The sequence below is a fragment of the Streptomyces sp. NPDC101194 genome, from assembly GCF_044767885.1.
In the GTDB taxonomy this organism is placed as follows: domain Bacteria; phylum Actinomycetota; class Actinomycetes; order Streptomycetales; family Streptomycetaceae; genus Streptomyces.
In genome coordinates, this window is sequence record NZ_JBIWOS010000001.1 from 64,647 (window position 1) to 83,579 (window position 18,933).

Annotated in this window: 14 protein-coding genes and 1 other RNA gene; 11 read left to right on the forward strand and 4 right to left on the reverse strand. The window is 72.4% G+C overall.

Annotated elements, in window-relative coordinates:
• Positions 1–78 precede the first annotated feature (78 nt).
• Positions 79–3,720 carry an FHA domain-containing protein gene (locus ACIRP2_RS00245; protein WP_404244964.1) on the reverse strand — a complete coding sequence of 1,214 codons (3,642 nt, stop codon included), beginning with the start codon at positions 3,718–3,720 and terminating at the stop codon, positions 79–81.
• 590 nt (positions 3,721–4,310) lie between these two features.
• On the opposite strand from ACIRP2_RS00245, the gene ACIRP2_RS00250 reads away from it, so the two are divergent.
• From ACIRP2_RS00250 to ACIRP2_RS00265, 4 genes are all read left to right on the forward strand, one after another.
• Positions 4,311–5,936: a protein kinase gene (locus tag ACIRP2_RS00250; RefSeq protein WP_404244966.1), complete on the forward strand. Its 1,626-nt coding sequence runs from the start codon at positions 4,311–4,313 to the stop codon at positions 5,934–5,936.
• Positions 5,937–6,117: 181 nt separating this feature from the next.
• Positions 6,118–7,356 carry a serine/threonine-protein kinase gene (locus ACIRP2_RS00255; protein WP_404244968.1) on the forward strand — a complete coding sequence of 413 codons (1,239 nt, stop codon included), beginning with the start codon at positions 6,118–6,120 and terminating at the stop codon, positions 7,354–7,356.
• Positions 7,357–7,519: 163 nt separating this feature from the next.
• Positions 7,520–8,626 carry a peptide chain release factor 2 gene (gene prfB / locus ACIRP2_RS00260; protein ID WP_072489181.1) on the forward strand — a complete coding sequence of 369 codons (1,107 nt, stop codon included), beginning with the start codon at positions 7,520–7,522 and terminating at the stop codon, positions 8,624–8,626.
• A gap of 414 nt (positions 8,627–9,040) precedes the next feature.
• Entirely contained in the window at positions 9,041–9,973 is a 933-nt protein-coding gene (locus ACIRP2_RS00265) for a hypothetical protein (RefSeq protein ID WP_404244970.1), read from the forward strand.
• 112 nt (positions 9,974–10,085) lie between these two features.
• Here ACIRP2_RS00265 and ACIRP2_RS00270 read toward each other — a convergent pair whose 3' ends face one another.
• Positions 10,086–10,280, reverse strand: coding sequence for a hypothetical protein (locus ACIRP2_RS00270; RefSeq protein WP_404244972.1), 195 nt, complete (start codon positions 10,278–10,280; stop codon positions 10,086–10,088).
• Between the two features lie 269 nt (positions 10,281–10,549).
• Between ACIRP2_RS00270 and ftsE the strand changes: the two genes are divergently transcribed.
• From ftsE to ssrA, 5 genes are all read left to right on the forward strand, one after another.
• Positions 10,550–11,239: a cell division ATP-binding protein FtsE gene (ftsE, locus tag ACIRP2_RS00275; protein ID WP_024489199.1), complete on the forward strand. Its 690-nt coding sequence runs from the start codon at positions 10,550–10,552 to the stop codon at positions 11,237–11,239.
• A gap of 23 nt (positions 11,240–11,262) precedes the next feature.
• Complete coding sequence (ftsX, locus tag ACIRP2_RS00280; protein WP_404244975.1) at positions 11,263–12,180, forward strand: permease-like cell division protein FtsX; 918 nt, start codon at positions 11,263–11,265, stop codon at positions 12,178–12,180.
• Positions 12,181–12,247: 67 nt separating this feature from the next.
• Positions 12,248–13,435, forward strand: a complete 1,188-nt coding sequence (locus ACIRP2_RS00285; protein WP_404244977.1) for a S41 family peptidase — start codon at positions 12,248–12,250, stop codon at positions 13,433–13,435.
• 18 nt (positions 13,436–13,453) lie between these two features.
• Positions 13,454–13,942, forward strand: a complete 489-nt coding sequence (gene smpB, locus ACIRP2_RS00290) for an SsrA-binding protein SmpB (protein ID WP_351073540.1) — start codon at positions 13,454–13,456, stop codon at positions 13,940–13,942.
• Positions 13,943–14,081: 139 nt separating this feature from the next.
• Positions 14,082–14,451, forward strand: a transfer-messenger RNA (tmRNA) gene (gene ssrA / locus ACIRP2_RS00295).
• A 78-nt stretch (positions 14,452–14,529) separates the two neighbouring features.
• Here ssrA and ACIRP2_RS00300 read toward each other — a convergent pair.
• Positions 14,530–15,789: an MFS transporter gene (locus ACIRP2_RS00300; protein WP_404244980.1), complete on the reverse strand. Its 1,260-nt coding sequence runs from the start codon at positions 15,787–15,789 to the stop codon at positions 14,530–14,532.
• An 83-nt stretch (positions 15,790–15,872) separates the two neighbouring features.
• On the opposite strand from ACIRP2_RS00300, the gene ACIRP2_RS00305 reads away from it, so the two are divergent.
• Together ACIRP2_RS00305 and ACIRP2_RS00310 are read left to right on the forward strand one after the other, a co-directional pair.
• Complete coding sequence (locus ACIRP2_RS00305; RefSeq protein WP_404244982.1) at positions 15,873–16,865, forward strand: LysR family transcriptional regulator; 993 nt, start codon at positions 15,873–15,875, stop codon at positions 16,863–16,865.
• Positions 16,866–17,131: 266 nt separating this feature from the next.
• Entirely contained in the window at positions 17,132–18,274 is a 1,143-nt protein-coding gene (locus ACIRP2_RS00310; RefSeq protein ID WP_404247107.1) for a uroporphyrinogen-III synthase, read from the forward strand.
• Here ACIRP2_RS00310 and ACIRP2_RS00315 read toward each other — a convergent pair.
• The gene (locus ACIRP2_RS00315) at positions 18,223–18,801 is read right to left on the reverse strand and encodes a DUF1772 domain-containing protein (RefSeq protein WP_404244984.1); all 579 of its coding nucleotides are present in this window, start codon (positions 18,799–18,801) and stop codon (positions 18,223–18,225) included. The genes ACIRP2_RS00310 and ACIRP2_RS00315 overlap by 52 nt on opposite strands.
• Positions 18,802–18,933: the final 132 nt, after the last annotated feature.

Genomic DNA, 18,933 nt, shown 5'->3' on the forward strand with positions numbered 1-18,933 from the left:
ATACCGTTCCCTGCGTCAACTCCTTGATCGTAATGGGCTCGTGACGTGATGTCAGTGCATGTCCGGACCAGGCACACCTCAGGAGCGGACGGGCCCGAACGGGGCTATCGGCTCCGCGCCGACGGACCGGGCGGCCCGCTCCAGCGCGCTGGCGAGCAGCGCCAGGTCCGTCGGGCCGTTGCCCAGCTCCCGGACCGGCCGCCGGGTGGGCGGATCGCCCATCCGCTCCCACTCCAGCGGCACGACGGTGGGGCGCAGCGTCGCCGTACGCGGAATGCGTCCCGTCACCCGGCCGCCCTGGAACGGCGTCACCCGCCCGTCCGGATGACCGAGGCGCCCACGGCCGGGTGCCGGGTCCTCGGGCGAGGGCGGGACGACCGGCGCGTCCAGCACGATGCGCAGCCGGGCCCCGTGGGTCAGGTCCGTGTCCTCCGTACGGTCCGGGCGGGCGGATGTCGCGACCAGGTGGACGCCGAGCCGGCCGCCCTCCCGGGCCACGGCTTCCAGAGCCCGCACGACCGAACCGGCGGCCGGCCGGCCGGGACTGCCGAGCGCCGGTGCGACCAGCGCGTCGAAGTCGTCGACCAGGACGACGAGCCGGGGCAGCGGGGAAGGCCCGGGTGCCGCGGGCCGCGCTGCCGCGGGCCGCAGCCGGAGCGTCCCGCTCATCGGCGAGTCCACGTCGCCCCGCTGCTCGGCGGCCGTCGGCGGCCGCTGACCGACCGTCCGCTGCGCCACGGCGTGCCGGTGGTGCCACTCGGTGAAGTCGTACGAGCCGAGGAGCTCGGCCCGCCGCTTCAGCTCACCGCCCAGCGCCTGCGCGAACTCGCGCATCCGTACCGGATCGGAGGCCACGAGGTGGGTGAACGCGTGCGGGAGTTCGGCGCACGGGCCGAGGCTCTCGCCGCGCTCGCCCCCGGCGCCGTCGACCAGCAGTATGCCCAGCAGGTCGGGGCGGGCGGCCGCGGCCAGCGAGGCGGCGACGGCCCGCAACAGCTCCGTACGACCGCTGCCGGGCGGCCCCTCGATGAGGAGATGGGGGCCCTCCTGCGCGAGATCCACACCGACCGGGCCCCGGGGACCGGCCCCGAGCACCACGAACGGCCGCCCGGCGGCCACCGGGGCGGTGCCTTCGGCGGGGGCGGCGGGGGTGCCCGTGCCGGCGTCCGCGGTCACGGCGGTGCGTCCGGCCGCCGCCGCGCCCTCGGCGGTCCGCGCCGCGATCCGGGGCGTGTCGCCGCCGCGCGGTCCGCTCACACGGTTCGGGGTGCGCTCGCCCCCGGCGGAACGGAGGCCGTCGGCCCCCGGGGCATCTCCACCGCCACGGAACTCCGGCCCGGCAACGGCGCGGGAGCCCGGGACGTCCCCGGGCGGGCCGCCGTAGTGCCCGCCGCTGACCCGGGGGGCGGCGGTGCCGGGGTACGGGGCGCGCCCCGGGCCACGGGTGTCGTGGGCGTCGTCGCGCGCCAGGCCGTGGCCCGGTACGCCGACGTGGGTGACGGTCTCGCTGCCGGGATACGGGGTACGGCCCGAACCGGGGACGTATCCGCCCGCACCGTCCGGTGCCGAGCGCTGGGCGCCCACGCGGGGGGTCGCGCCCCGCGAGTGCTCCGTACGGCCCGCACCGCGGGCGTCCGCGTCCGTTCCGCCACCGGCCGCGCCTCCCGGCCCGCCCGTCCAGCGACCCGAACCGCGGACCGTGGCGCCGGGCTGGTCGTCCGCGGTGGAGGCCCAGCGGGCCATCAGGGAGGCCGGGGTGGCACGCGCCAGGCCCAGCTCGTCCAGCAGCCGGGCGGTCGGCGGGAGCGCGGCCGACGCGGGCCGGCCGTGGGACGTGGCCGAGCCCTCCGTGCGCAGCGGGGCCAGCGCCCGGCCGAACCGCTCGGCCCAGTGCGCCGACACCGCGTCCACCGCGGCGACCGTGCCGCGGCCCGCGGCCCGGCCGTCCGCGGTGCGCAGCAGTCGCAGGGCCGTCGCCACATCGCCGCTCAGCATCGCCACCGCCCCGCACTCGCGGAACGCGATCGAGGCGTGGCAGGCGGCCTCGTACGTCGCCGCGACCGGCGAGGTGGGTGTGGCGGCAGGGGTCTCCGCCAGACAGATCAGATGGATCCCGGCGGCCGAGCCCGCGGCGGCCAGCCGGGCGGTGGTCTCGCGCAGCGCCGCCGAGCCGGGGTCGCCGTCGACGATCACCACGGTGTAGGGCCCGGTGTACTGCCCGGCGGCCTCGGCGACCGTGCTCCGGTCGAGGCTCGCCCAGCCGGGTCCGAGCGGCCCCTCGTCCAGTCGGCGCACCAGCTCCGTCGTACGGGCGACGGCCTGTTCGCGGTCGTACGCGAGGAGCAGCCGGCAGTCCTGGCCGTGCATCGGCCGCAGATGGGGCAGCCAGCCCAGCCAGGCCCACTCGCGCCTGCGCTCGTCCGCGCCGCGCGCGCGGTCCGTGCTGATCAGCACGATCTCCAGATCGGCGGGGGAGTGCAGTGCGGCGAGCTGCGCCACCGTCGAACGGGCGAGTCCGGCCAGCCGCGTGCGCGGCCCGGCGAGCCCGAGGGAACCGGCCTCCCGCAGCCCCACGGTCACCGGTACGGCGGGCAGACCGGCCCGGTCCGTGGTGCCCAGGCGCACCACGAGGGCCTCCGGGTGCGCGGTGCCGCGCTCCCAGAGCCGGGGGCCGGGGCCGAGCGCGGTGAGCAGTACGGCCGCGGGGTCGGGCCAGCTGCTGGACGCGGCGGACCCCGGTGGCGCCAGGGGGCCGGTGGACGGATACGGCCCTGCCTCCCCCGTGCCGTCGGGTGTCGCCTCGTGGACCGGCTCGCCCTTGTTGCCCGCGAGTCTGCGCGCCCAGGCGCCTATCCCGCCCCGCCGGGGCGATTCCTCGCCCGCGGACCGGGGGGAAGGCTCGGCGGGTGACCGGCGGCGGGCGTCGGCGTGCCCGTCGTCGCCGTTCCCGTACGCGTGAGGGTCGTCGGCCCCTTCCCGGGGGGTGGGTCCGGAGCCGGGGGAGGCGGCCCGGGCGTACGCATGACCGGAGCCGTGCGCCTCGGGGTCGCCATCGGCGGCGGCCGCGCCCGCCGTGCCGGACACCCGCAGATGCCCCTCGCCGTCCGGCGCCGTCGCCAGCGTCGGCGTACGGGCGCCGGAGGTCAGCCGGAGCGTGGACTCACCGAGCCGCAGCAGCGCGCCGGGATCCAGGCGGACCGGGCGGTCGCGGACCTCCGTGCCGTCGAGCAGGGTGCCGTTGGTGGAACCCAGGTCCGCGACCGAGACCAGGCCGTCCGCGGAGACCGTCACCGCGCAGTGCAGCCGGGACACGTCGGGGTCGTCGAGCGGGACGTCCGCGTCGGCGGAGCGGCCGATCCGGATCCGGCCGCCGTGCAGCAGGTGGACGCCGCCCGCGTCGGGCCCCGCGACCACGTGCAGCTGCGCCGGGACGGCGTCGTCCGCCACCTCGTCCTCGCCCGGGACCTGGAGCGAGAGCACCGCTCCGTCGACCAGTGGGGGCTCGCCCAGCGCGCATCGTTGTGCGTCCAGCCGCTCACGCCCGGCGAACAGCACCACCGCACCGCTGCCGAGCGAGCCGTCGGGCCCGGAGACCGCCGCCGCCAGGGGGGACGCCACCGTGGCGAGCGCCGTCCCCGACGGGGCGGTGACCAGCACGTCGCAGGCGCGCGCCGGGGTCTGGCCGCTGCGCGGCGCGAGGACGGTCAGCCGGATCTGCATCGCCGTCAGCGGTCCCTTCTGCGCGGGGCGCCGGGCAGGGGAAAAGCCCTGTGATTCCCCCCACCCGACACGGACGCGTCGTCCGGTACAGGTTCGTCACGTGCCGCAGGGCTCCCGACCCCACAGTCCCGTGCTGAAGGCATCCTCGCACCTGCCACTGACAACACGCCCGGGGGTCACCGCTAAGTGATCTTGAAACGTCTGCTGTGCGCCCATAAGTGCCTGCTTGGAAGGCTCTCCGGGACGGAACCGTTCCGGGAGAGTGTCCGAAACGATTCGTCGTACAGGTGTGCGGCAACCATCGGCCCGATGTGGGCGTCTTGTTCCCCGATGGGTCCTCATACCTCCCCCGGAGGCATCCGGGCCCGGCGGGCGCAACCGGCGGTGAGCGGCGGGCGGACCGGCGCGACCCCGCCGGCCGCCCCACGCCAGGGCCCGCCGACGGACCGCCGTCCGTCGCGCGGGCCGGGCGCCGCACGGCAGCCCTCCGGGCGGCGACGGCAGTTTGACGACAGGCCCTAGAGTGGGCCGGAACTCCCGGGCCGATCCGGGAGCACCGCAAGCACCACGATCAGCAGGGAGCGCATGACGTGCGGCCGGTAGGCAGCAAGTACCTGCTCGAGGAGCCGCTGGGACGCGGCGCCACGGGCACCGTCTGGCGTGCCCGCCAGCGGGAGACCGCAGGCGCCGAGGCGGCTGTGGCCGGCCAGCCCGGCGAGACCGTGGCGATCAAGGTCCTGAAGGAGGAGCTCGCCAACGACGCGGACGTCGTGATGCGATTCCTGCGCGAGCGTTCCGTGCTGCTCCGGCTCACCCACGAGAACATCGTGCGCACCCGCGACCTGGTCGTGGAGGGTGATCTCCTCGCCCTCGTCATGGATCTGGTCGACGGCCCCGACCTGCACCGCTACCTCCGCGAGAACGGCCCGCTCACCCCGGTCGCCGCCGCACTGCTCACCGCCCAGATCGCGGACGCGCTCGCCGCCAGCCATGCCGACGGCGTCGTCCACCGCGACCTGAAGCCCGCCAACGTCCTGCTCGACGAGCGCGACGGCGGGATGCGCCCGATGCTCACCGACTTCGGCATCGCCCGACTGGCCGACTCCCCGGGGCTCACCCGGACCCATGAATTCGTCGGCACGCCCGCCTACGTGGCGCCCGAGTCCGCCGAGGGCCGCCCGCAGACCTCCGCCGTCGACATCTACGGCGCCGGCATCCTGCTGTACGAGCTGGTCACCGGCCGCCCGCCGTTCTCCGGCGGCACCGCCCTCGAAGTCCTGCACCAGCACCTCAGCGAGGAGCCCCGCCGCCCCACCACGGTCCCGGCACCGCTCTGGACGGTCATGGAGCGCTGCCTGAGCAAGGACCCGGACCAGCGGCCCAGCGCCGAGAACCTGGCCCGCGCGCTGCGCACCGTCGCGGCCGGCATCGGGGTGCACGCCAGTGCCGCCCAGATCGCGGCGGCCGACGGCGTGGGTGCCCTGCTCGCACCCGACCCGGCGCCCGCGGCCGTTCCGCAGACGCCCGGTGCGGCCGACCCGACGCAGGTGCTGCCGAGCAACGCGGGCTCGTACGATCCGAACGCCGCGACCAGCGTCATGCAGCACGCCCCCGGTCAGGGCCCGGGCGGGCACGCCGACCCGACCTCGGTCATGCCGCCCGTACCGCCGCGCCCGGACGGCGCTCCGCAGTCCGAGGACCCGCACCCCTGGCAGTCCCAGCTCCAGGCGGCCCGTGACCGCAACGAGCAGACACAGGTCCAGCCCCTCGACCCGAACCAGGACCCGCTGCGCCGCCGCCCCCAGCGGCCGCAGCCGCAGCAACGACAGCAGCCGCAGCAGTACCAGCAGCAGCCGCAGCGGCAGTACCCCCAGCCCCAGCGGCAGCAGTATCAGCCGCAGCACCAGCCTCAACAGCAGTACCAGCGGCAGCAGTACGCGCCCCCGCAACAGCCGCCGCCCCCGCAGCCTGCCCCGAGGCAGCCCCGCGAGCCCAGGCAGCGCAGTGCCAACCCGATGAGGATCCCCGGACTCGGCTGCCTCAAGGGCTGCCTGTTCACGCTGGTCCTGCTCTTCGTCGCGGGCTGGCTGATCTGGGAACTGACCCCGCTGCAGGACTGGATCGGCCAGGGCAAGAGCTACTGGCAGGCGATCACCGGTGCCGTCTCCACCGTGACCGACTGGGTCTCGAAACTGGGTGGCAGCGGCGGCTCCTGAGCAGTCGACGCATCATCAACTCTGTAGCCAAATCGACTTCTGCGGGCCAGTTTCCATCTCATTTCGCCCGCAGAAGTGAGGGTTGGCGCCATCCCGGGCACTCAACACCCCGATCGACGCGTAACTTTGTCGACCGGGGGTCATGAGCGACGGTCCATCGCCAGCCGCTGAGGGAGCAGTCTTGGCACGGAATATCGGCAGCCGGTACACCGCCCACCAGATCCTGGGGCGCGGCAGCGCCGGCACGGTGTGGCTCGGCGAGGGGCCCGAGGGCCCGGTGGCCATCAAGCTGCTCCGCGAGGACCTCGCGTCCGACCAGGAGCTCGTGGGCCGCTTCGTCCAGGAGCGCACCGCGCTGCTCGGCCTGGACCACCCCCATGTCGTCGCCGTCCGCGACCTCGTGGTGGACGGCAATGATCTGGCACTGGTCATGAACCTGGTCCGCGGCACGGACCTGCGCAGCCGCCTCGACCGTGAACGCCGCCTCGCCCCCGAGGCCGCCGTCGCGATCATCGCGGACGTCGCCGACGGCCTGGCCGCCGCGCACGCCGCCGGGGTGGTCCACCGCGACGTCAAGCCGGAGAACATCCTGCTCGACATGGAGGGCCCGCTCGGCCCCGGCGGCTCGCACCCCGCGCTGCTCACCGACTTCGGCGTGGCCAAACTGATCGACACCCCGCGCCGCACCAAGGCCAGCAAGATCATCGGCACGCCGGACTATCTGGCCCCCGAGATAGTCGAGGGCCTCCCGCCCCGCGCCGCTGTGGACATCTATGCCCTCGCCACGGTCCTGTACGAACTGCTCGCAGGCTTCACGCCCTTCGGCGGCGGACACCCCGGCGCGGTCCTGCGCCGCCACGTCACGGAGACCGTCGTCCCGCTCCCGGGCATCCCCGAGGAGCTCTGGCAGCTCCTGGTCCAGTGCCTGGCCAAGGCCCCGGCCTCCCGGCTGCGCGCCTCCGAGCTGGCGGCCCGGCTGCGCGAGCAGCTCCCGCAGCTGGCAGGCATCCCGCCGCTCGACGTGGACGAGCCGGACGCCGAACCGGAGCCCCGGGCATACGACGAGCAGCAGTACACCCCCGTGCCCGAGGAGCCCCGCCGCCGCGGCGCGGTACCGCTGGTTCCCGGATCGTCCACGGACTCCAACCGGGACACCCACACGAGCATGCGTGTCCCGGCCCCCGACGAACTCTCCGGCGGTCCCCGGGGTACGGCCAGGGCCCCGCGCGCTCCGGGCAGGCCCCGCCCCGGTTCGGCCCGCAACAAGTCCGCGGCGGTCCGCAAGCGCCGTCTGACGCTGGGCGCCGCGGCGCTGGTGCTGGTGGTCGCCCTCGGCGTCGGCGGCTGGCTGGCACTGGGCGACGACGGCGCGGACGCACCCGCACAGGACACGAAGAGCTCGGCGCCGGGAACACCCTGACCGGGGTGCCCCCCCACGGGGCACCCCGACGGCTTCCCGGGCCGGGCGGCTCCCTCGGCAGCCCTCCGGCGGCAGGGTGCGCGGAGGCCCCGCGCACCCGGTCACCGAGTCGTGATCATGCGGCCCGAGGAATGTCCGCGCCGACAGCCGTTACGCTGGACCCGTGGCAGTCGTCGATATTTCCGAAGAGCTGAAGTCCCTCTCCTCGACCATGGGGTCGATCGAGGCCGTCCTGGACCTGGATGCGCTGAGGGCGGACATCGCCGCGCTCGAGGAGCAGGCGGCCGCTCCCTCCCTCTGGGACGACCCGGAGGCGGCGCAGAAAATCACCAGCAAGCTTTCGCACCTCCAGGCCGAGGTCCGCAAGACCGAGGCCCTCCGCGGCCGGATCGACGACCTCGAGGTCCTGTTCGAGCTCGCCCAGGACGAGGGCGACGCCGATGCCCTCGCCGAGGCCGAGTCCGAGCTGGAGTCGGTCAGGAAGGCGCTGGACGAGATGGAGGTCCGTACGCTCCTCTCCGGCGAGTACGACGCCCGCGAGGCCCTGGTCAACATCCGGGCCGAGGCCGGTGGCGTCGATGCCGCCGACTTCGCCGAGAAGCTCCAGCGCATGTACATCCGCTGGGCCGAGCGGCACGGCTACAAGACCGAGGTCTACGAGACGTCGTACGCGGAAGAGGCCGGCATCAAGTCGACCACCTTCGCCGTCCAGGTGCCGTACGCCTATGGAACGCTCTCCGTCGAGCAGGGCACCCACCGGCTCGTCCGGATCTCGCCCTTCGACAACCAGGGCCGTCGCCAGACGTCCTTCGCGGGTGTCGAGGTGCTGCCCGTGGTCGAGCAGACCGACCACATCGAGATCGACGAGTCCGAGCTCCGCGTCGACGTGTACCGCTCGTCGGGTCCGGGCGGTCAGGGCGTCAACACCACGGACTCCGCGGTGCGCCTGACCCACCTCCCGACCGGCATCGTCGTCTCCTGCCAGAACGAGCGCTCGCAGATCCAGAACAAGGCGTCCGCGATGAACGTCCTCCAGGCGAAGCTCCTTGAGCGCCGCCGCCAGGAGGAGCAGGCCAAGATGGACGCCCTCAAGGGCGACGGCGGCAACTCCTGGGGCAACCAGATGCGCTCGTACGTCCTGCACCCGTACCAGATGGTCAAGGACCTGCGGACGGAGTTCGAGATGGGCAACCCGGAAGCGGTCTTCAACGGCGAGATCGACGGCTTCCTGGAGGCGGGCATCCGCTGGCGCAAGCAGCGGGAGAAGTAGGCGGGCGGCAGAGGCCGGTTCCTGTTCTCTGCTCCTCGGTTCTGTTTCTTACGGCGGTGCCGGAATCCCCACGGGTTCCGGCACCGCCGTTCTCGTCGGGGGCGGTACGGAGCGGCTCCGAAAGGGAGTTGGGCCTCCGAGTTGCGCAGGCGCCGTGGCGAGTGCGTCACAGTCGTGATGCTGAATGAAGGTCAACTACGAGCAAACCGGTTCACATTGCCCGGAACGGCCTTGACGTAGTCCTTAACTCTGGACAGGGTGCTAGGGCAGCATGCGTATGTCTGGGACGGGTGTGAACGGGGGCGGGCGGCATGGCCACGACTCGATGTGGCGCCGTTCGGAGCGAACCCCGCAGAGCCGGGGCCCGCATATGGCTGCTCCACTGACGAGAACAGCTACTGGGGGTAGCAGCAGATGACCAAGAAGACGCGAGTACGCGTCGCGCGGATAGCCGCTGGTGCGGTGATCGCCGCGGGCGCCTCGCTCACCGCTGCCGGTGTGGCATCGGCCGTCGGTGTCGATGTCAACGTTGCCGGGCTGTCGGCCAACGCTCACGTCGACGAATCCGGTCTGGGGATCGACGCCGGTCTCAACGGGCCGTCGGGCGAGTCCCAGGGTGGCACCGAGGGCGGCGACCCGGGCGGTGTCGACCAGGGCGGCACCACAGAGGGTGGCGACCAGGGTGGCGCGGGCGACCAGGGTGGCGCGGGCGACCAGGGTGGTGCCGGTAACCAGGGTGGCGCGGGCGACCAGGGTGGCGCGGGCGACCAGGGTGGTGCCGGTGACCAGGGTGGCGCGGGCAATCAGGGTGGCGCGGGCGACCAGGGTGGCGCGGGCAATCAGGGTGGTGCCGGTAACCAGGGTGGTGCCGGTAACCAGGGTGGCGCGGGCGACCAGGGTGGCGCGGGCGACCAGGGTGGTGCCGGTAACCAGGGCGGCGCCGGTAACCAGGGTGGCGCGGGCGACCAGGGTGGTGCCGGTAACCAGGGCGGCGCGGGCAACCAGGGTGGTGCCGGTAACCAGGGCGGCGCCGGTAACCAGGGTGGCGCGGGCAACCAGGGCGGCACCTCGGACAACGGTGCTACCACCGGTAACGCCTCCTCCGGCACCACCGGTGGTGACGCCAACACCTGCACCGTCGACCTCGACGGTGCGAAGTGCGCGGACAACACCACTCCCGACTCGGCGGGCAACCAGCCGGTCGAGCAGGGCAAGGGCAAGGACGAGCTCGCCGAGACCGGTGCCGCCGAGACCACGTTCCTGCTGGTCGGCGCCGCGACGATGATTGCCGGAGGCATCGGCTTCCGGATCCTGCCGCGCCTGATGAACGGCCGTACGGTCGCCTAAGGGCCAGATGCGCACAGAGGGGCCCGGGACGCCTGTCGGCATCCCGGGCCCCTCCGCGTACATGTACACGCTTTCGCAGGCGGACGGACGGTCTCGACTGCGCGGTCCGGTGCTACACGGTCTGGTGCGCCAGCAGTGCCAGCGCCCCCAGCAGCACCACGAGCAGGGCCACCAGCGTCACAGGGCTCAGGCCCGCGAAGGCGCCCTGTTCCTGCTGCAGCCGCTCACGGCTGGCCCGGCACACGGGGCAACGGCCCTCGTTCACGGGCGCCGCGCAGTTTGCGCACACCAGTCGGTCATAGGTCATGCGCTTTCCTCCTCCCGCGCGGCGGAGCCGCATACGCCTTCACTCCGCACAACGCTCATGGAAACGCATCCGTTCCCCCTACCACTGTGCCAGCTCGCGCGGATTTCGGCGCGGCCCGCCGGACATCGCCCGATCTGTAGTGCTTCGGCCCTGCTGCCGACCAGTGTCGTTCCGCCATAAAACGCCCATCCCCGGACGCGCGCCTGCACGCCTCAGTCCGCTTCGCGTATGGTCACGCACACCTACTCCCGGCCGACCGTGGTGCATCCGTGATCCGATTCGACAACGTCTCCAAGACCTACCCGAAGCAGAGCCGTCCCGCTCTACGGGATGTGTCTCTCGATATCGAGAAGGGCGAGTTCGTCTTCCTGGTGGGCTCCTCCGGCTCCGGCAAGTCCACCTTCATGCGACTCATCCTCCGTGAAGAGCGCGCCAGTCAGGGCATGGTCCATGTTCTGGGCAAGGACCTCGCGCGCATGTCCAACTGGAAGGTGCCGCACATGCGCCGCCAGTTGGGCACGGTGTTCCAGGACTTCCGACTCCTCCCCAACAAGACCGTCGCGGAGAACGTCGCGTTCGCGCAGGAGGTCATCGGCAAGCCGCGCGGTGAGATCCGCAAGGCGGTGCCGCAGGTTCTCGACCTGGTCGGCCTCGGTGGCAAGGAGGACCGGATGCCCGGCGAGCTCTCCGGTGGTGAGCAGCAGCGAGTGGCGATCGCGCGAGCGTTCGTGAACCGCCCCATGCTGCTGATCGCGGACGAGCCGACCGGCAACCTCGACCCGCAGACCTCCGTGGGCATCATGAAGCTGCTGGACCGGATCAACCGGACCGGTACCACCGTGATCATGGCGACCCACGACCAGAACATCGTCGACCAGATGCGCAAGCGCGTCATCGAGCTGGAGCAGGGCCGTCTCGTACGCGACCAGGCCCGCGGCGTCTACGGCTACCAGCACTGAGCATCGAGCACTGAAAGGACGCCATGCGCGCCCAGTTCGTCCTGTCGGAGATCGGCGTCGGCCTCCGTCGCAACCTCACGATGACCTTCGCCGTCGTCGTCTCCGTCGCCCTCTCGCTCGCCCTGTTCGGCGGCGCGCTGCTCATGCGCGAGCAGGTCAGCACGATGAAGGACTACTGGTACGACAAGGTCAACGTCTCGATCTTCCTCTGCAGCAAGAGCGATGTGACCTCCACGCCCAAGTGCGCCAAGGGTGCCGTCACCACGGAGCAGAAGAAGGAGATCGAGGCCGATCTCCACAAGATGGACGCGGTCGAGACGGTCACGTACGAGTCGGCCGACCAGGCGTACAAGCACTACCAGCAGCAGTTCGGCGACTCGCCCATGGCGAGCAACATCACGCCGGACCAGATGCAGGAGTCGTTCCGGGTCAAGCTCCACGACCCGAAGAAGTACAAGGTCGTCGCCACCGCCTTCGCCGGCCGCGACGGGGTGCAGTCCGTCCAGGACCAGAGATCCATCCTGGACAACCTCTTCCAGCTGATGAACGGCATGAACGTGGCCGCCCTCTTCGTCATGGCGCTGATGCTGGTCATCGCGCTGATGCTGATCGTCAACACCGTCCGGGTGTCCGCGTTCAGCCGACGGCGTGAAACCGGCATCATGCGGCTCGTCGGTGCCTCCGGCTTCTACATCCAGATGCCGTTCATCATGGAGGCCGCGTTCGCCGGACTCATCGGCGGCGTGCTCGCCTGCGTGATGCTGCTGGCCGGCCGGTACTTCCTGATCGACGGCGGTCTGGCGCTGCAGAGCAAGCTCAATCTGATCCACTTCATCGGCTGGGACGCGGTCTTCACCAAGCTGCCCCTGGTCCTGGCGATCGGCCTGCTGATGCCCGCCGTTGCCGCTCTCTTCGCGCTCCGCAAGTACCTGAAGGTGTGACAAGCGCCCCTGCGGCGCACGGTCAACCGGCCGTGCGCCGCAGGGGCGTTGTCCTAGACTCGACGCCATGTCGGGTCCCACGCAGTGTTTCGGGCCCCGCGGTGTGCGCCGCGGGGCGGCCCTGACCTTGGTCTTCGCGAGCGTGCTGGCCACCGCCGCGGCCACCGGCTCCCTGCCGCGCGGCGGCCCGAAGTCCTCGGAGCCGGTGACCCGTTCCGTCGCCGCCACCCTCGACGGCGACGAGGTGGCCGCCGCCGCGGCGCGGGCCGTGGCCGACGGCAAGTCCGGCAAGGAGGCGGCCGAGGAAGCCGTCAGCCGCAGCGGCGACCGCTGGGGCGCGGTCTACGACGAGCGGCAGTACGAGGAGTTCGAGCAGGCCCTCGACGGTTCGTACACCGGCGTCGGGATCTCCGCCAGGCGCTCCGCCGACGGACTGGTCGAGGTGGCCCGGGTCCAGCCCGGCGGCCCCGCCGAGCGGGCCGGCATCGAGCCGGGAGACCTGCTCCGTACCGTCGACGGCCGTCGGGTCGACGAGCGCCCCGTCTCCGAGGTCGTCGCCCTGCTGCGCGGAGACCGTACGGAGGCGGGCGTCGGCACCACCGTCGCCCTGGGCGTCCAGCGGGGTGCCGTGCTGCGGACCGAGACCTTGCGGCGGGCCGAACTCACCACCGAGGCGGTCACCGTGCGGCGGATCGGACCGGACCGTTCCGATTCCTCCGCAGCTGTACTGATCGAGGTCGACTCGTTCACCAGGGGCTCGGGCGCGAAGATCCGCGACGCGGTCCGGGACGCACCGGCGCGCGCCGGGGTCCTCCTCGATCTCCGAGGCAACTCCGGCGGCCTGGTGACCGAGGCCGTCACCGCCGCCTCCGCGTTCCTGGACGGCGGCCTGGTCGCCACGTACGACGTGCACGGCGAGCAGCGCGCGCTCTATGCGCAGCCGGGCGGCGACACCGTCCGCCCCCTCGTCGTCCTCGTCGACGGCGGCACGATGAGCGCGGCCGAGCTCCTCACCGGCGCGCTCCAGGACCGGGGCCGCGCCGTCACCGTCGGATCGCGCACCTTCGGCAAGGGTTCGGTGCAGATGCCCAGCAAGCTCCCGGGCGGTTCGGTGGCCGAGCTGACCGTGGGCCACTACCGCACCCCGGCGGGGCGAGGGGTCGACGGCCGAGGCATCACCCCCGACCTCGCGGTCGGCTCCGGGGCCGAGCGGCGGGCCGAGACGGTATTGAGTGGCCTCGGGGGTGGGTCGTAGTGCGAAAATGGCCGCACTATGGCTAAGGAAAAGGACACGGGGCGCAAGCTCATCGCGCAGAACAAGAAGGCGCGGCACGACTACCACATCCTCGACACCTACGAGTGCGGTCTCGTGCTCATGGGCACCGAGGTCAAGTCGCTGCGGCTGGGCCGGGCCTCCCTGGTGGACGGCTTCGTCCAGATCGACGGGGGCGAGGCATGGCTGCACAACATCCACGTCCCGGAGTACGTGCAGGGGACCTGGACCAACCACTCGGCCAAGCGGAAGCGCAAGCTGCTGATGCACCGGGCCGAGATCGACAAGCTGGAGTCGAAGTCGGGCGAGACGGGCCACACGATCGTGCCGCTCGCGCTGTACTTCAAGGACGGCCGGGTCAAGGTCGAGATCGCTCTGGCCAAGGGAAAGAAGGAGTACGACAAGCGGCAGACCCTGCGTGAGAAGCAGGACCTGCGGGAGACCAACCGTGCGATCTCCGCAGCGCGCCGGCGCCAGCGGAGCGCGTAGGCGCGTTCCTGCGGGGTGCGTGGGCGGGTCCGGGAGGCGTGCGGACGGGCCCGGCAGGAATAGGCTGGCATCGTCGTGCGTCGGTCACGTACGATGGCACTGCACTCCACAGCGGGTGCACACATTGAAAACACAACATGGGGATGATCGGTTTCGACAGCGGATGTCGAAGCAGGGGAAGCGTGTCGAGGAAGCGGCAATGATCTCGTAAACCATATGTCGCAACCAATAATCGCCAACACCAAGCGCGATTCCTTCGCCCTCGCTGCCTAAGTAGCGACTTGCGAAGTGTCAGCCCGGGGGTGATCCCGACCCGGATCCTGGCATCATCAAGGGATCTAAACTTCTGAGCCCGGTCACGGGGCCCAGAAGGAAATCAAACAGTGACTGGGCCTGTCGGTAGCTTGTTCGCGTGACTACCGGGGCCGAGAAAAGCACAGCGAACTGCACACGGAGAAGCCCTGATTCTGCACCGTTGGACGCGGGTTCGATTCCCGCCATCTCCACAATTCCCATGTGAACGAGGACCCCGTTGCCCACCGGCAACGGGGTCCTCGCCCTTGTGCCCGGGATTTTGCCGCCCGGCATCAGCTCCGGGGGGCACGGACCCCGGCCCCCGCGACGACGAGCGCCAGCCCCGCCGCGCACATCGGTACGGCATAGCCGGTCACCTGCCCCGTGTGCTCCACCATCCAGCCGCCGGTCGCCGATCCCACGGCGATCCCGCCCAGCAGCGCGGTCACGGCCAGGGTCATGCCCTCGTTCAACTGACCCTCGGGAGTGAGGCGTTGCACCAGCGTCATCCCGGTGACCATGGTGGGGGCGGTAGCGGCGCCGGCCAGCAGCAGCGCGCCCGCGAGCGCGAGCAGCGAATCGGTCGAGGAGGCGGCGAGCAGCGGCAGGGACATCAGCGCCGTCATGCCCGCCAGGCAGCCCAGCAGCCGGCGCCGGATGTCCGCGGCAGGGCGCAGTGATCCGTACCACAGCCCCGCCACACATGATCCGGCCGCCTGGAGGGCCAGAATCGCGCCCCCGGCGTGGGCGATCGTGACGACCTCCATCGCGCCGAAGACCGCTCCGGTGGCCAGGAAGGCGGCGAGCAGGGCCGGCATGCCGGAGGCGCGGAACGGGGAGCCCGCGTGGGTGCGGGGCGCCACCGGCGGTTCGGTGGCGCGCTGGGCGGCGAAGATCAGCACACCGGTCATCAGCAGGATCGCCCCGACGAGTGTTCCTGCCTCCGGGAAGAGTGCCGCACACAGCACGGCGGCGAGGGCCGGGCCGAGCATGAAGCAGAGTTCGTCGACGGCCTGTTCGAAGGAGTTCGCGGTGTGCAGGGCGGCCGGGTCGCTCCGGTGCAGATGGGCCCAGCGGGCCCGGGACATCCCGCCGGTGTTGGGGGTGGTGGCGGTCGCGGCGTAGGAGGCGAAGAGCGTCCAGACCGGGGCGCCGTAGTGCACGCAGAGCAGCAGGGCGATCGATCCGAGAGCGGCGATCGCGGTGGCGGGCACGGCGACCCTGGCCTGCCCGTACCGGTCGACGAGCCGGGCCGTCCAGGGGGCGACCACCGCCGTCGCGGCGAGGCCGGTCGAGGTGACGGCACCGGCCAGGGCGTAGGAGCCGCGCGAACCGGCGATCATGATCACCGCGCTGACGCTGAACATGCCCATGGGCACCCGGGCGAGAAGGTTGCCCGCGGTGAACGCACGCGCACCCGGGGTGGCGAGCAGCCTGCGGTACGGATTGGTGGACGCGGGCCGGTCTGGGGCGGTCGCCCGCGGCGCGATGACCAGCAGATCTCCGGAGACGGCGAGCAGGGGGGCGGTGGACGGGGTTCTCTCGTACGGCATGGCTCAACCCTCGGGGCGCGCGGCCCGCACGGTCCAACACCTTCTCCGCACCGATTGACGCACTTGTGTTGTAAATTCTCGGTGTGGCTTCCTCCGCTGCCGATCCGGGCGCCCCCCATACCGACCCCCGGCTGCTCCGCGCCTTCGTCGCCGTGGCCGAGGAACTGCATTTCACCCGCGCCGCGGCCCGGCTCTACCTCGCCCAGCAGGCGCTGAGCCGGGACATCCGCCGACTGGAACGCGAACTGGGCGCGGAGCTGTTCGTACGGACCACCCGACAGGTCTCCCTCACCGCCGACGGCGAACGACTCCTCCCGTACGCCCGCCGGGTGCTGGAGGCACACGCCGATCTTGCCGCGGCCTTCGCCGACCCCGCGGCCCGGCCGCTCTTCGTCGACCTCAACACCGACGGCATGACGGCCGCCCGGGTCCTCGCCCGCGCACGGGAACTGGCTCCGCGGTGCGAGCTGATGGCGCGCTTCGAGAGTGGGCTCGCCTGGGCCGCGGGGGAGATCCTCGCCGGCCGGCTCGACGTCTCCTTCGGCCGGGCCGCCGGACTCGACCCCGCGGTCCGGGCCCGGCTCGGCGTCCAGCCGGTGAGATACGAGCCGATGGCCGTGCTGCTCCCCGTCGATCACCGTCTCGCCGCGCACGAGGCCGTCGCGCTGGACGACCTGGCCGGTGAGACCGTGTACGCGGGCGCCGGGAACCCGCGCACCACGGAGTGGACGGACCTCGCCCGGCTGCTCTTCGCCGAGTGGGGCATCGAACTGGCACCGCCCGTACCGCTCGCGATCGGCGTGGCCGAATTCCAGCGGGTCACGGCCAAGTCGGGGTACCCGGTGCTGTGCATGGTCGACTTCCCGCCGTTGCCGGGCACCGTGATGCGTCCGCTGGTCCGGCCCGTACCGATCTCCCCTCTCCTGCTGGTCTGGCGCAAGGGGCTGCGTCACCCCGGCCTCGACGCCCTGCGCGAAGCCGCGGTCCGGCTGGGTTCCGAGGAGGGCTGGATGGTGCGTCCCGGTGGGAGCTGGCTGCCGGAACCCGACGCGTCGCTCATGGCGGGGCCCGCCTGATCCGGGCGTCCGGAAGGGCGGATCACGGAAGCGGCCCGGGCGACGGAGGGACGGTATACCTTCGCCGGATCCCACCCGACCGGTCCTCCCACCCGCCGTTCCCCGGCTCGGCCGCGCCGCGTGCGGGCGAGGTGCGATCATGACCGTTCGACGTCATGCGACGTAACGGGCGGGAAATGCGGGTGAACCAGGTCTGTCACGCACCGTTGGCAGGCTCGGCCCTCGGCATCATCGGGCAGCAGCGGGACGAGAGCCGGGTAGACCACATGCACCAGGACGAACAGCACGGGCCACTCACGGGCTTCACCGTCGGGGTCACCGCCGCACGGCGCGCGGAGGAGTTCGGCGCGCTGCTGGAGCGACGGGGAGCGGCCGTCGTGTACGCGCCCGCCCTGCGGATCGTGCCGCTCGCCGACGACGGTGAGCTCCTCGCCGCCACCCGCCACATCGTCGACTCCGCCCCCGACGTGGTCGTCGCCACCACCGCGGTCGGCTTCCGGGGCTGGATCGAGGCCGCCGACGGCTGGGGTCTCGGCGGCCGGCTGCTGGAGACCCTGGGCGGCGCCGAACTGCTGGCCCGCGGCCCCAAGGTCAAGGGCGCCGTCCGGGCCGCCGGGCTGACCGAGGCGTGGTCCCCCGCCTCCGAGTCCCTGACGGAGGTGCTGGACCGGCTCCTCGACGAGGGGGTGGCAGGCCGCCGCATCGCTCTCCAACTGCACGGCGAGCCCCTTCCCGGCTTCGTCGGACCCCTCCGCGAGGCGGGGGCCGAGGTCGTCGCCGTACCCGTCTACCGCTGGGTGGACCCCGAGGACATCGCCCCGCTCGACCGGATGATCGACATCACCCTGGCACGGGGCCTGGACGCCCTGACCTTCACCAGCGCCCCCGCCGCCGCCTCGCTGCTCGGCCGGGCGGAGAAGCGCGGGCTGCTCCCGGAACTCCTGGGCGCGCTGCGGGACGACGTTCTCGTGGCCTGCGTCGGGCCGGTCACCGCCGTGCCGCTGCGGGCCCGCGGGATCGGCACCGTCCAGCCGGAGCGGTTCAGACTGGCGCCGCTCGTCCAGCTGCTGTGCCATGAACTCCCCGCCAAAGTACGTGCGTTGCCGATCGCCGGACACCGGGTGGAGATCCGCGGTCACGCCGTGATCGTCGACGGCGCACCGCGCCCGGTGCCGCCCGCCGGAATGGCCCTGCTCCATGCCCTGGCCCGCCGGCCGGGCTGGGTGGTGGCCCGCGCCGATCTGCTGCGCGCACTGCCCGGCAGCGGCACCGACGAACACGCGGTGGAGACGGCCATGGCGAGGCTGCGTACGGCGCTGGGCGAGCCCCGACTCATCCAGACGGTCGTCAAACGCGGCTACCGGCTGGCGCTGGACCCGGTGGAGGACAGTGAGTACACGGGTTCCTGAGGGCGGCTCGGACGCGTCCGAGCCGTCAGGAACAGGGCACGAAGGAGCAGGGCGAGAGCAGCCGTGCACAGGACGGCCCGGACGGCGTTCCAGGCCGCCCAGGCACCCTCGAACCTCTCACGCACGGCCGCGGGGTCGGCGATCCGCGCCGGATTCCCGGCGTGCGCGAGGGCGTTGTTCAGCGGGACGTTGACGCCCGAGGTCAGCAGGAAGGCGACGGCGTACACGGCGAGGGCGGCGAAGACCCACAGGCGCGGACCGGGGGACCGGCGCTGCTGCCAGGCGGCGACCGCCGTCAGGATCAGCGCCCCGAAGAATCCGGCGAAGAAGACCGGATTCTCGATGACGTCGTTGATGTTCTGCATGACCTCGATGAAGGTCCGGTCGTCGCTGCGCCCGAGGGCCGGCATGACCGCGCAGGAGAACACGTAGAACGTGCCCGCGACCAGTCCGGTGGCGACGGCGGCACCACCGAGCACGAGGTGCTGCGGGGTGCGGGAGGGGCGCATGGGCCGAGTGGTTGTCATGTCTCCGAGTGAAGCGGCGCGGACGGTCCCGCTCCATCGCTCAGGCGCGCAGCTCCATACGCGGGCGTCCAGGAGCGCACGGCGCCCGGGCGGCCCGCCGTCGCAGCTGCGGCTCGCCGCGACGCCGCCCGC

Excerpts from the sequence above, each read along its gene's own strand:
- ACIRP2_RS00245 (WP_404244964.1), bottom strand. The coding sequence starts at position 3,720 with ATGCAGATCCGGCTGACCGTCCTCGCGCCGCGCAGCGGCCAGACCCCG.
- ACIRP2_RS00265 (WP_404244970.1), top strand. The coding sequence starts at position 9,041 with ATGACCAAGAAGACGCGAGTACGCGTCGCGCGGATAGCCGCTGGTGCG.
- ACIRP2_RS00270 (WP_404244972.1), bottom strand. The coding sequence starts at position 10,280 with ATGACCTATGACCGACTGGTGTGCGCAAACTGCGCGGCGCCCGTGAAC.
- ftsX (WP_404244975.1), top strand. The coding sequence starts at position 11,263 with ATGCGCGCCCAGTTCGTCCTGTCGGAGATCGGCGTCGGCCTCCGTCGC.
- ACIRP2_RS00285 (WP_404244977.1), top strand. The coding sequence starts at position 12,248 with ATGTCGGGTCCCACGCAGTGTTTCGGGCCCCGCGGTGTGCGCCGCGGG.
- smpB (WP_351073540.1), top strand. The coding sequence starts at position 13,454 with ATGGCTAAGGAAAAGGACACGGGGCGCAAGCTCATCGCGCAGAACAAG.
- ACIRP2_RS00300 (WP_404244980.1), bottom strand. The coding sequence starts at position 15,789 with ATGCCGTACGAGAGAACCCCGTCCACCGCCCCCCTGCTCGCCGTCTCC.
- ACIRP2_RS00310 (WP_404247107.1), top strand. The coding sequence starts at position 17,132 with ATGCACCAGGACGAACAGCACGGGCCACTCACGGGCTTCACCGTCGGG.
- ACIRP2_RS00315 (WP_404244984.1), bottom strand. The coding sequence starts at position 18,801 with ATGACAACCACTCGGCCCATGCGCCCCTCCCGCACCCCGCAGCACCTC.